The organism is Domibacillus sp. PGB-M46 (assembly GCF_022668875.1).
Lineage (GTDB): Bacteria > Bacillota > Bacilli > Bacillales > Domibacillaceae > Domibacillus.
This window is the reverse complement of record NZ_JAKGCR010000014.1, coordinates 35,239-48,089: the sequence shown is the minus strand read 5'-3', so window position 1 is coordinate 48,089 and position 12,851 is coordinate 35,239. Positions and strand designations below refer to the sequence as shown.

The 12,851-nt window shown below is 42.4% G+C and carries 7 protein-coding genes; all 7 read left to right on the top strand.

The genetic code is table 11. From position 1 onward, the window contains the following. Positions 1-5 precede the first annotated feature (5 nt). Positions 6-1,313 carry an ABC transporter substrate-binding protein gene (locus L2D08_RS15490; RefSeq protein ID WP_242234947.1) on the top strand — a complete coding sequence of 436 codons (1,308 nt, stop codon included), beginning with the start codon at positions 6-8 and terminating at the stop codon, positions 1,311-1,313. Positions 1,314-1,379: 66 nt separating this feature from the next. Then, positions 1,380-2,246, top strand: a complete 867-nt coding sequence (locus tag L2D08_RS15485) for a carbohydrate ABC transporter permease (RefSeq protein ID WP_242234946.1) — start codon at positions 1,380-1,382, stop codon at positions 2,244-2,246. An 8-nt stretch (positions 2,247-2,254) separates the two neighbouring features. Further along, positions 2,255-3,139: a carbohydrate ABC transporter permease gene (locus tag L2D08_RS15480; protein WP_242235054.1), complete on the top strand. Its 885-nt coding sequence runs from the start codon at positions 2,255-2,257 to the stop codon at positions 3,137-3,139. Positions 3,140-3,263: 124 nt separating this feature from the next. Next, positions 3,264-6,140, top strand: coding sequence for an alpha-L-rhamnosidase (locus L2D08_RS15475; protein WP_242234944.1), 2,877 nt, complete (start codon positions 3,264-3,266; stop codon positions 6,138-6,140). A gap of 129 nt (positions 6,141-6,269) precedes the next feature. After that, complete coding sequence (locus L2D08_RS15470; protein ID WP_242234941.1) at positions 6,270-7,838, top strand: alpha-L-rhamnosidase-related protein; 1,569 nt, start codon at positions 6,270-6,272, stop codon at positions 7,836-7,838. 202 nt (positions 7,839-8,040) lie between these two features. Next, positions 8,041-9,159: a response regulator transcription factor gene (locus tag L2D08_RS15465; RefSeq protein WP_242234939.1), complete on the top strand. Its 1,119-nt coding sequence runs from the start codon at positions 8,041-8,043 to the stop codon at positions 9,157-9,159. A gap of 274 nt (positions 9,160-9,433) precedes the next feature. Then, entirely contained in the window at positions 9,434-12,832 is a 3,399-nt protein-coding gene (locus L2D08_RS15460) for a glycoside hydrolase family 3 protein (RefSeq protein WP_242234937.1), read from the top strand. Positions 12,833-12,851: the final 19 nt, after the last annotated feature.

Here is a 12,851-nt window from a genome sequence, read left to right as displayed (position 1 = left end):
CAAAAATGAGAAAGAAAAAGATCTTTTCGCTTTTAGGAAGCACTGTACTTATGGCTGGTTTACTTTCAGCATGTGGAAGTGAAGAGGGAAGTTCAGCCGGCGGCGGCAGTTCTGAACAGACCACACTTACTCTTTTAAGAGATACGCAGTCTTCCCAAGAAGGAATGAACGCGGTGGCAAAACTCGTTGAAGAAAAGTACGGCATCAAAACAGAATTTGAAACAAGACCCGGCGGTACAGAAGGGGATAATATTGTGAAGACCCGGCTGGCTACAGGGGATATGGCAGATATCGCTTTCTATAATTCAGGATCTTTAATGCAAGCGCTTAACCCGGAGAAGAATTTTGTAGATTTAACGAATGAGCCTTTCATGGAAAATGTAATGGATTCTTTTAAGGAAACCGTGACAGCGAACGGAAAAGTATATGGTGCTCCTGCTCTGCCGGTTTCGGTTGGAGGCTGGTTTTATAACAAAAAAGTTTATAAAGAACTTGGCTTGTCTGTCCCTAAAACATGGGATGAGCTAATGGCGAACAACGAGAAGATTAAAAAATCAGGCAAAACAGCGGTAATTGGTTCTTATAAAGATACATGGACATCACAATTAATTGTTCTCGCCGATAATCATAACGTGATTGCAGAAGATCCATCCTTCCCTGAAGAATACACAGCAAATAAAGCGAAAATGGCGACAACACCGGCTGCGCTGAAAAGCTTTGAAAAATTACAGGAAGTACACGATAAAGGTTATATGAATGAGGACTTTTTAGCCACTACTTATGATAACGCGCTTAAAATGCTGGCTGAAGGAACGGGTGTCCATTATCCAATGCTGTCACAAGTCATTCCTTCTATTGAGAAAAACTATCCTGAGCTGGTGGAAGACATCGGTGTATTCCCACAGCCGGGTGACAGTGCCGAGAAAAATGGTTTCACAGTTTGGATGCCGGCCGCTTTTTATGTCAACAAAAACAGCGAGAATGTAGACGCGGCTAAAAAATGGCTGGAAGTTTACTTATCACAAGAAGGTATTGAAACTTACTTGTCAGCAACTAAACCAGAAGGTCCATTTGCCGTAGAAGGTGTCGAGCTGCCGGATGATGTATATGGAGCTGTAAAAGACATGATGCCATACTTTGATTCTGGAAAAACAACTCCTGCTCTTGAATTCTTGAGTCCGATCAAAGGCCCTAACCTGCAGCAAATTACAACAGAGGTAGGAAGCGGAATTAAATCGGCCAAAGAAGGAGCAAAATCGTACGATACCGATGTTGAAAAACAAGCTAAGCAGCTGGGACTTGAAGGCTGGTAAAAAAAAAGAGACTCTGCCGTATAAGGCAGAGTCTTCTCCAAAACTAAACGAAAGGATGGTAAATCGATGAATACTCTTACGAACCGCTCATATACGAATTTATTTCTGCTGCCAGCAGGGATCGTTTATTTCGTCTTTTTCCTTCTACCAACGATTCTATCCTTCTTTTTCAGTATGACCTGGTGGACCTTAACAGACTGGAAGTTTATTGGGCTCGAAAATTTTAAAACCTTCTTGTCTGAAGAATCCTTAAATATTGGTTTTAAAAATACGATCATTTATGCCGTTGTCACCTGTGCACTTAAAGTTATTCTTGGACTGCTGTTAGGGGTCTTCCTCAGTTCGCGCCTCCGCACAGTTGGCTTTATCCGCTCTATGGTATTTTTTCCAACCCTACTCAGCACTGTTGCAGTAGGCATTGCTTTTTCCACGCTGATGCACCCTTCACAAGGAATGATTAATGCAGCCCTCGCTGCGATTGGTATAGCTGGGCCTGATTGGCTGGGTGATATTCAAATTGCACTTCTTTCTGTTGCACTGGTGGATGTCTGGAAAGGTGTCGGCCTGGCAACCGTCATTTTTATCGCCGGAATCATGTCTATCCCAGAAGACTATTATGAAGCTTTAATGATCGACGGAGGTAACACATGGAACAAGTTTTGGAATATTATCGTACCGCTCAGCAGACCAGCTATGAATACTGTTATTATTCTCGCCTTTATTGGCGGCCTGCGCTCATTTGATTTAGTCTGGGCAATGACTAAAGGCGGCCCAGGATTTTCGACCGATTTGATTGCTTCTATTATCTACAAACAGTATCAGGCCGGGTTTTATGGATTATCTACTGCTGGAAATGTAATTTTATTTATTCTTGTTTCACTGCTGGCTTTTCCGCTTTATGCTTACTTAAATCGAAAAGAGGTGGATTTATAATGAGCAAAATGACAAATTCAGCTTCAACAGTACAGCCGACTTTGCATAAGCATTCTAATCGGCTTGCAGGGAAAAAGGCCAAAAAAGTTTTAGCGGAAATTGTAGCTGTCCTTTTGACAATCATTTTGTTTGGTGTGCCTCTTTATTTCGTGTTTGTCAATGCAGCCAAGGATACACAGGAATCGTCCCTGCTGAATATGTCCTGGCCGACTTCTTTTCAATTAATTGAAAATATACAGGCCGTTTTTTTGGCGGAAAACGGAATGATCATCCGGGCTTTTATGAACAGCATGATCATTACCGGTGCCTCCATTGCTTTATTAATCTTGTTTGGTTCGATGGCTGGCTTTGTTTTACACCGCAAAGTCAGTAAACTCTCTCCATTCTATAACTTTTTAATTTTGGCTGGGTTAATTATTCCGCCAGCGATTGTACCGACGATCTGGGTCCTTGAAAGCATCGGCATGTTTAAAACCCTGCCGGGCATTATTTTGGTTGAGGTTGCGCTTCATCTGCCATTCACCATTCTTTTATATAAGGGTTTTATGGCTACTATTCCTAAACAAATCGATGAGGCTGCTTTAATTGATGGATGTGGAAAATTCAAGTTATTTTTTTCAATCATTTTCCCATTGTTAAAGCCAGTTTCGGCAACGGTAATCGTTCTTACAGCGGTTGGTGTGTATAACGATTTTGTAAATCCGCTGTATTTCTTCCCGGGAGCGGATAATGCGACACTGCAGCTGACACTTTATAACTTTACAAGCTTGTACAGCACACAGTGGAACCTGTTGTTTACGAATATCTTATTAATCTCGCTTCCACCGCTTGTCTTGTTTATTTTCTTTAATAAACAAATTGTAGCTGGAATGACGGCTGGATCGGTAAAGTAAAAGAATACCTCTGTTTAAAACAGAGGTGTTTTTATATGTAAAAAGAGCACTTTCTTATGAGATTGTGTCATTGTTCCTTACGAAAGAAAGCGTTTTAATAAAATGAAGCACATGGAGGGGTCTTATGATTATTTCAAAACTTCGCACAAACCATATCGAAAATCCGATTGGGTTTGAATTAAAAGATGTTCGCTTCTCATGGATTGTAGAGTCGGAAACGGACCAGTACCAGACAGAAGCGCGGCTAGAAGTGGCAAAGGACCAATCGTTCCAGAATATTCTTTTTGACAGCGGCAAACGCAGTGATATTAACAGCTTATCGTTTAGTCCTGAACTCCAGTTAACTCCGCGTACACGATATTTTTGGCGCGTGACGGTATGGGGAGATCAGGGAGGCAAAGCTGTGAGTGAACCGGCCTTTCTTGAAACAGCGAAAATAAATGAGCCTTGGCAGGCAAAATGGATTGCCGCCGACTTCGATAAGGATATTCACCCGCTGCTCCGGAAAGAATTTGATGTTCCAGTTGACTTTGTTTCAGCACGTGCTCATGTTTGCGGGCTTGGGCTTTATGAATTATTCGCAAACGGAAGAAAAGTTGGCGATGAATATTTAGCGCCGGGCTTTCATGCATATGATTTTTGGCAGCAGTACCAGACGTATGACATTACGGATTCCCTGCGGCCTGGGAAAAACGTTATTGGTGTTATGCTTGGAAATGGTATGTATAAAGGGCGCTTTGGCTTTGAGGGAGGATACGAAAATATTTACGGCGATCAGCTGGCGTTTATTGGCGAGATCGTCCTGACGTTAGCTGACGGTTCAGAACTGCGAATTACAACAGATGAAACGTGGCAGTCTGCGCCATCACCGGTCACATTCAGCGGTGTATATGACGGAGAAATATACGATGCAAATAAGGAAATGGAAAACTGGGCTTCTGCGGGGGCAAAAGTTGACTGGCACGGTGTTCAAAAAGTAGAGCTCGACAAAGAGAAGCTGGCGGCCCGCCTCAGCCCGCCGGTGAAAATCATGGAAGAAATCAGGCCGATCGGGATCATCCACACGCCTGCCGGCGAAACAGTGCTGGATATGGGGCAAAATATGACCGGATGGATTCGCTTTAAAACCAATGCACCAGCTGGAACGAAGCTGCACTTGCAGTTCGGCGAAATTTTGCAGGAAGAGAATTTTTACCGGGATAACCTCCGGACAGCGAAAGCAGAGTATACGTATATATCGGATGGGAGCGAGCGGGAAGTTCAGCCGTTTTTCACGTACTTTGGCTTCCGTTATGTGAAAGTGAAGGGCTTTGATCAAGTAAATATCGATGATTTTATTGGCTGCGTTCTTTACAGTGAATTAGAAGAAACAGGCCATATTGAAACATCAAATCCAGATGTGAACCGCTTATTCTTAAATGCGATGTGGGGTCAAAAAGGCAATTTTCTTGATGTGCCGACCGACTGTCCGCAGCGTGATGAGAGAATGGGGTGGACAGGAGATGCACAAATTTTTGCTTCAACAGCCTGCTACAACATGTATTCACCAGCTTTCTACCAAAAATACATGCGGGACCTGCGTGAAGAGCAAGTTCGCTTAAATGGCTCGGTTCCATTCGTTGTGCCGACAATTAAGCCGAAAGACGCTCAAAATATGTTTGCAATGAACGGATCGGCTGCATGGGGAGACGCGGCAACGGTTATTCCTTGGACCCTTTACATGCATTATGGTGACAAGGAGCTGCTTCGCCAGCAGTTTGACACAATGAAAGATTGGGTGGATCACATTAAGCGTGTGGATGATGAATCAGGCGGCAGCCGTCTTTGGAAAGCAGGCTTTCACTTTGGAGACTGGCTGTCACTTGATGTGAAAGATCCATCTATTTTAACAGGCGGTACCGACAGCTATTATATTGCATCTGCTTATTATTGCTACTCTGCCCAGCTGGTCGTAAAAGCAGCCCGGGTACTTGGGTACACAGCGCTGGCAGATGAGTACACAGCGTTAGTTGATGAAATTAAAGAAGCCATTCAAAAGGAATATTTTACGGCCAATGGCCGGTGTGCCATTCCTACTCAGACGGCGAAGATTGTTGCATTGTATATGGATCTGGTTCCAGCATCATACCGCCAGCGTTTGATTGAAGACTTGAAGCTGCAGCTGCGTGACGATGACATGCATTTAACAACAGGATTTGTTGGCACACCATATTTTTGTCCGGTTCTATCGGAAAGCGGTGCCAATGAATATGCATATGAGCTCTTGTTAAATGATGACTATCCGAGCTGGCTGTATGCAGTGAAAATGGGTGCAACAACGATCTGGGAGCGGTGGAATTCAGTGCTTCCAGACGGCAGCATCAGCGACACCGGTATGAACTCATTAAATCATTATGCATACGGCTCGATCGCTGAGTGGATGTACCGCTGTATGTGCGGTATCACACCCATTGAAGACTCGCCTGGCTTTAAACGGTTTGAACTGAAGCCGCAGCCGTTTGGCAGGCTGTCTTACGCAAAGGCATCCTTCCAGTCAGCATCTGGCCTGATTAAAAGCGAATGGAAGATTGAAAAGGATGGCTCTTTGACATTTGGTTTTACCATTCCATTTAATACAAAAGCGAATATTATACTGCCGGATGCAGACCTGCAAACCGTGCAATTAAACGGCCAGCCGCTTTCTGAAGGAAAGCAGGAGGGAACAGCTGTCGCCATCACGCTTGGCGCCGGACATTATGTCTTCACGTATAGGCCAACCAAAACCTATCTGCTTATGTACAGTACAAACGATACGGTGCGGGACTTGCTTGAAAATGAAGATACAAAGGAAGTACTGCTGGGTGTTTTGCCGGAAATCAACGAAAATCCGATGATACTAAAGCAGGTTTTGAAAAAAACGGTGAAAGAAATGCAGGAATCTCCTTTTGTTTCGCATTTAGTAACGGAAGAAAAAATAAAAGCACTTGATGAACAATTAGGCCGTGTTCTTGTCCGCGTTTAAAAAGGAAAGTTGATGAACAACGCATTAACTCATAACATCAGTCGTGAGTTAAGACAAGATTTACCCGCAAATCCGGGCCGAAATTGATGCCCGCTATGCAAAAAAAGATGAAAAAAGGGGAGTAGCTCTATGAATATTCAAAAAATAAAAGAGCATGTAATCGTTCGAAACGAATTGTTTATTGACAAAGCGGAAGAACTAAAACCGGCCCTGCACACGAAAACCATTTATCCTATCTCCCTTGTAGAAGTGATGCAGGATGAAAAAGCGATTCATGGATGGAGTATGGCATTTACGGCTCCCTACTCTTCTTTAAAAGAACAAGCTTTTGGAAAAAAAGAAGCTTTTATTCTGGATTTTGGTGATCATCAGGTTGGCTATTTAGCTTTTGATATTCGTCCGGCAGGCAGCCCTCCTGATGCACCATTAAAACTAAAACTAACTATCGGAGAAATGCCGGTTGAAATGGCAGAGCCTTTTGATTCATATGACGGCTGGCTCGCCAGTTCCTGGCTTCAGGAAGAAACGCTGTTTGTGGATGTTCTGCCAGGTCGAGTGGAGCTGCCACGTCGTTACAGTTTTCGCTATGTGAAAGTAGAAGTGCTTGAAACGTCGCCGAAATACAAAGTGGTATTCGAAAACATTGAATGTTCAGCCGTAACATCGGCTCATTGTGAAAAGGTCGAGCCGCTTGGGCATCAAGATCCTCTTCTTCAAAAAATGGATGATATCAGCATCAAGACACTGGCCGACTGCATGCAGGATGTTTTTGAAGACGGGCCGAAGCGGGACCGTCGCCTCTGGCTTGGTGACCTTCGCCTGCAGGCGCTGGCAAACTATAAAACATTCCAAACCAATGACCTGGTGAAACGCTGCTTGTATTTATTTGCCGGGGTGCCAAACGATAAAGGACAGGTAACAGCGAACGTTTTCGTGAAGCCTGAACTAATCGCGGATGATACACTGCTCTTTGATTATTCCTTGTTTTTTGTCTCTACCCTATATGATTACTATGAAGCAACGAAAGACATGGCAACGTTAATTGACCTTTGGCCGACAGCTCTCCGGCAAGTGGAACTTGGTCTTGAGCGGTTAGACGAACGGCATGTTGTTATAGACTCAGAAGAGTGGTGGTCATTTATTGACTGGCAGGAAGGCTTGAATAAGCAGGCACCGTCACAAGCTGTCTTAATTTATGTTCTGAAACAAGCGATTCACCTGGCCGACGTATTACACACACCTGAAAAACCTATGCTGGCATCACGCCTGAGGGATGCAGTAGAAGCTGCCAAGCAGTTTTTATGGGATGAACAACAGCAGTTTTTCATCAGCGGGGCAGATCGGCAGGTTTCATGGGCGAGCCACGTGTGGATGGTATTAGCGGATATTCTGCCAAAAGAAGAAAACCAGGCATTACTAAACCGGCTGTTAACGGCCGACGAAGCTGTTGGGATGGCTACCCCTTATATGTACCATCATTATGTGGAAGCCCTTCTGCTTTCAGGAGAAAGAGAAAAGGCCATTGAGCAAATGAAAGTGTATTGGGGTGGTATGCTGGAGGATGGAGCGGATACTTTCTGGGAACTGTATGATCCTAATGATAAAAACTTTTCGCCATATGGCAGCCATTTGATCAACAGCTACTGCCATGCGTGGAGCTGTACACCAACCTATTTGATTCGAAAATATAGCCTTTAAAAGCAGAAAAACAGCCGCCTTCAAACGAAAGCGGCTGTTTTCATCACAACAAGAGCTTGAACAAAAATTAGTGCCTAACCCCCACTAAACCAGAGACTTTGAAGGGTAATGCAGAGCTAACTTTTTTTAAAATAAAAAATATTTCTTGTTCATTTAAATAAAAAAAGATTATCAAACTTTTACATAGTGAGGGGATGAGAAAATGTTAAAGGCTGTTGTATTTGACGATAACTTGGCTGTAGTAGAGGGAATGAAACACATCATTAACTGGTCGGAATACGGCATCAAGTTAGTCGGAACTGCTCACGACGGAAAAAGCGCACTTTCTCTTTTCTATTCTTTGAAACCAGATATCATTCTCACAGATATTGAAATGCCTGGAATTACAGGCTTACAACTAATTGAAGAAGTAATGAAAACAGTTCCAAGTACGGTGTGTGTTGTTTTTAGCGGGCATCGAGAATTTGACTATGTAAAACAGGCGTTGAAGCTGGGAGTAACCGATTTCTTAGAAAAGCCTTTGACTATTGCCATGATAGAGGACACCCTTTGCAAAGTAAAGACACGGATAAACAGTCGTGAAGCAACAGATGTACAGAGTATAGAAGGATTAAACATTGCTGACCATAAAGACTTTATAAAATATAAAAGTGCTGCCAGAAATACGGCTGTACCACTGTTTGTTCAAGAGGATGCAATCATACAAGCAATTCAAGGAAGAGACAAATTAAAACTTAATCAGGTGCTTGATCAATACACAAGCTGGTTTGAAAAGGAAGAAATAGACCGAGATGAAATGGAAGGTGAATTATTGAAGCTCGTTTATCGCGGCACAGATGTTGTAGAAAATACATGGGGATTGGACCGTTTATCTACGATGAAAAGGGATTTTCCTCATATAGAAATCCGTCAAATAAAGACGAAGAGTGAAATGGTAAACTGGATTCGTAATCGCTTAAACAGTTTGATAGACTTAATGCCCAACTTGCCATTAAACAGAAAACATACAGCTGTCGAGAAAGCTTGCACATACATTGCTGAGCATTACGACAGGGATATTACTCTTCACGAGGTGGCGGATATCGTCGGTCTAAACCCCAATTATCTTAGCCTTTTATTTAAAGAAGAAATGGGGACCACCTATATAAAATATTTAACGGAGTTAAGAATGGAGAAAGCAAAGCTTATGCTTCAAGATGGGCACAGGGTAATGAAAGTAGGGGAAAAAGTAGGCTATTGCACGTACCGGCACTTCTCTCATCTTTTTAAAAAATATGTTGGGGTTTCTCCAGGACAATTTAAAAAATCATTAGGCAGTTGAAATGGATATTTCGAAAGGAATATCCATTTTTCATGAAAAAGTTACCCGAACAAAACTGAAAAAAACAGACACATATCTGATAAATAGCGCAATTACATAAATATTTGCAAGCGTTTACAATTTAATTAATCAGCGTACTTAAGGATCTGCATTAAAGATAAAAAGGAGGTGCTGGAATTCTCTTATGATTACTTCAATGCAGTTATAGCTGTAATAAAGAACGGAGAATAACACAAGCATTTCATTATTAAAATCAATATAAAAGGAGAAAAAAATGAAGAAAACTCAACGTAAAAAACATCAAAAAAGAAAAGTTGTTTCATGTTTGTTTGTTTTTGGACTCCTGGCGCCCTTGGCCGAACCTGTCGCAATTCCTCAGGCAATAGTAGTACAAGCGGAAGAAGGAACCATTGTTTTCAAGCGGGATGTAACCAATATGCCCATATTTGATGGACAGGCTGATCATCTTGATGAATTTGTAAACCTTATTCTTTCCGAAATGAGCAATGAGGATCTGGCTTACTACGCAGATCAAAAACATGCAACGGCTCCAAGAAAGATAAAAGAAGGCTACACTCTGCCTGCAACAGCTGCAGGTGGGGTTGACAGGGTAATGGGAAGTAGCACTGATTTTCCTTCTTTAATAGGGCTGGGTCAAAGCTGGAACAAAGCGCTTTTAAACCGGGTAGGTACAGTGATTGGCAATGAACGCAGAGGGGAGGTAGAGCTGAATAATCCAAATACGTTAATGTTCTCCGTTGTTGCCGATTTGCGTACCAATCCGTTAAGTGGCCGTTTTGATGAAGGGTATGCAGAAGACCCAGTTCTTACAGGAACGTTAATCAACTCCATGGCCAAAGGAATTACCGGATATGGTGAAAATAATAATGAAACAGGATTTTGGCTGAAAAGCCAATTGGGAACAAAGCATTTTACCAATTATTTGGCTCAGTGGTACCGAATTACCGGCCAATTTTATGCCGGTCCTCGAGCTATAAATGAATATCAAATGAAGAGCTTTCTGTATCCATTAGAATCTGGATTGGTTACAAGTTTCATGACAACTTACGGACGTACAAATGGCATTCCAAACCATATCTCTCCAAACATCATTCGTGGAACCAATGCCAATCCGTATAGCATGATGCCTGTTGGGGATTTTGTGAACGCTGACAGACAAATGACACAGGGGTTTAACAATGGATACCAAAACTATACAGACGCAAATGGAGCAGCTGCCTTATTACTGCTTAGCGGCAATCATGCCAACACCTCTGCAAAGAGCTATGAAAATATCATGAATGCTGTCAATAACGGAATCTACGGTGTTACACGAAAAGAGTTAGAGGATAGTGTGCGCGGGCAACTTGAAATGTGGGTCCGTACAGGCTACTTTAACGAGAAAAATGAGGATGGATCACCAAAAAACTACCCATTTAGTCAGTTAGCAAAAGACCGAAACCCAGTTGATTACAAGAATGAAGAAAATCAATCTGTCGCTCTTCAAGCAGCGAGGGAAGGCATTGTATTGCTCAAAAATGAAAACAATGTCCTTCCTTTGAGCAAAGAAAGCAAGCTGGCAGTGACAGGTATTTTTGCAGATACCCGCTTTAAAGCAACGTACTCTGTCAAAAACACACCAAAAATTGAAGATGCAGGATTGTCCCCTCTTGGTGCGATTCGCAAAGCGGTAGGGAAAGAAAATGTTGACTATGGAACTGGCGCAAAAATCATTGCACTAGAATCAAAGGTGAATCAAAAGGCGGTTACAGCTTCAATAGATGAGACGGGCGGACAGCTTTCTGTTTCTTCACAAAGCGGAGCAGGTAATGAAGGTTACCAGGCTGGAGGAAAAACGTACAGTACCAATGAGGCTTTTGAAGCCTATGCGTGGGGGCAGGGTGGATACAGCTACAAATCACTGGCAAACAATAAATGGCTTGACTTCACGACCACTGGAAGCCGGGCAGTCAGTAATAACAATGCGACAAGTTTAAATTTAACGGAAAATCCTTTTTCAAATGTGGCAGATGCCAGTACGCTTCCAGGACGTTTCCGTCATGAGAAAAATACAGACGGAACGGTTTCATTAATCGCAGATACGTACACGGAAAGCTTTGGCGGAGGATTTGAAACTAGGTATTACAGCAATGGCCGTTTTGTGAAGGTAAATGAAAATCAGGGAGTTGAAGTAGCACCTAACACAATTGGCAATACTGCTGGCGCATCTGCACGGACAAACTCTGAAAAGTTTGACGAAATTGTTTTAAAAGAAGCAGGAGCTGATGCTCAAGTATGGGCTACAAAAAATGATCATGCCGTTGTGGTAGTAGGTGCTCCACCTAGACACAGTGCCGGTGAAGGAGCTGACCGTTCCGACCTTAATCTGGGCAACGATCAATACGAAATTGTCGATAAAGTGGCAAAATCTTTTCCGAAAAAGACGATTGTCGTTGTAAACTCAAATTTTCCAGTGAATATAGAAGCCATTCAAAAAAATGAAAATGTTTCGGCCATTCTCTATCAGCCATACGCCGGACAATATGATAGCAAAGCGTTAGCGGATGTGTTATTTGGAGATGCTGCTCCAACAGGAAGATTAACAACAACCTGGTATTCTGACACAGACTCATTCCCTAAAATGGATAAATATTCTCTTCCTGAAGGAAGCAACCCAACGGCAGTTGAGCAAATTGATCCAAGATTTACTGCCGATATGACAAATGGTGACCCGCAAGATTCAGGTATGACTTATATGTATACGAATGATAAAGTCACATATGAATTTGGCCATGGTTTAAGTTACAGCACCTTCAAATACTCTAACTTGCGCTCGCCGAAAGACGTAACAGGAGGTCAACCGTTTGAAGTGACAGTAGATGTAACCAATACAGGAACGGTTGACACAGAAGAGGTCGTGCAGCTCTACATTAAAAATAATAAACCAGCTTATGGTAAATTCTTGCCAAAACAGCAGCTGGTTTCATATGAAAAAGTTCATGTAGAAGCAGGAAAAACCAAAAAAGTAACCCTTAAAGTAGATCCAGCCGATTTTGCTGTATGGGATGTAAATCAATCAAAACTGGTTACAGAAGGAGGCAGTTATACTTTAATGGCTGGACAATCTTCTAAGAAAACGCTTCTTTCAACGTCTTTTGATTATGATGGAGAAAGTTTGGCAAAATTAGATGCTTCAGTGCAGCCTATTAATGTATACGATTCGACTTTTGCTACTAAGGATGTTGTTTATCGCGAAGTATCCAAGTTACGTACGATGAAAGGTCTTAAACAAGACGAATCCGAACATGGATATTACGCGGTTATGTCGAAGAAAGATGGATCTTGGGCAGCATTAAATGATGTAAAGCTTGCTGGCGTGGAAAGTATCACGATAAAAGCAGCTTCAACAAACGAAGTCTCTTCTATTGAAGTTCGTGCTGATTCTCCTGATGGTCCTAAGCTCGCTGATTTCTCATTTGGAAAAACCCTGAAAGTGTCTCGTAACGCAGAGGGCAGTGAGCGGAAAATTGAAGAGCTCGATTACAGTGAGCTGACAGAGGAAATTAAAACAAAAACTGGCGGCTACCATGATTTATATATTGTATTTAAAGGACCGGATATTCGCATCGACTCTATCCAGCTTAACAAACAAAATAGTAAAAAAGAAAAATAATAGAGTGTATGTGAACCTC

Bases quoted from the DNA above. Each gene is read 5' to 3' on its own strand.
- L2D08_RS15475 (WP_242234944.1), top strand. From the start codon at position 3,264: ATGATTATTTCAAAACTTCGCACAAACCATATCGAAAATCCGATTGGG.
- L2D08_RS15485 (WP_242234946.1), top strand. From the start codon at position 1,380: ATGAATACTCTTACGAACCGCTCATATACGAATTTATTTCTGCTGCCA.
- L2D08_RS15465 (WP_242234939.1), top strand. From the start codon at position 8,041: ATGTTAAAGGCTGTTGTATTTGACGATAACTTGGCTGTAGTAGAGGGA.
- L2D08_RS15490 (WP_242234947.1), top strand. From the start codon at position 6: ATGAGAAAGAAAAAGATCTTTTCGCTTTTAGGAAGCACTGTACTTATG.
- L2D08_RS15460 (WP_242234937.1), top strand. From the start codon at position 9,434: ATGAAGAAAACTCAACGTAAAAAACATCAAAAAAGAAAAGTTGTTTCA.
- L2D08_RS15470 (WP_242234941.1), top strand. From the start codon at position 6,270: ATGAATATTCAAAAAATAAAAGAGCATGTAATCGTTCGAAACGAATTG.
- L2D08_RS15480 (WP_242235054.1), top strand. From the start codon at position 2,255: ATGACAAATTCAGCTTCAACAGTACAGCCGACTTTGCATAAGCATTCT.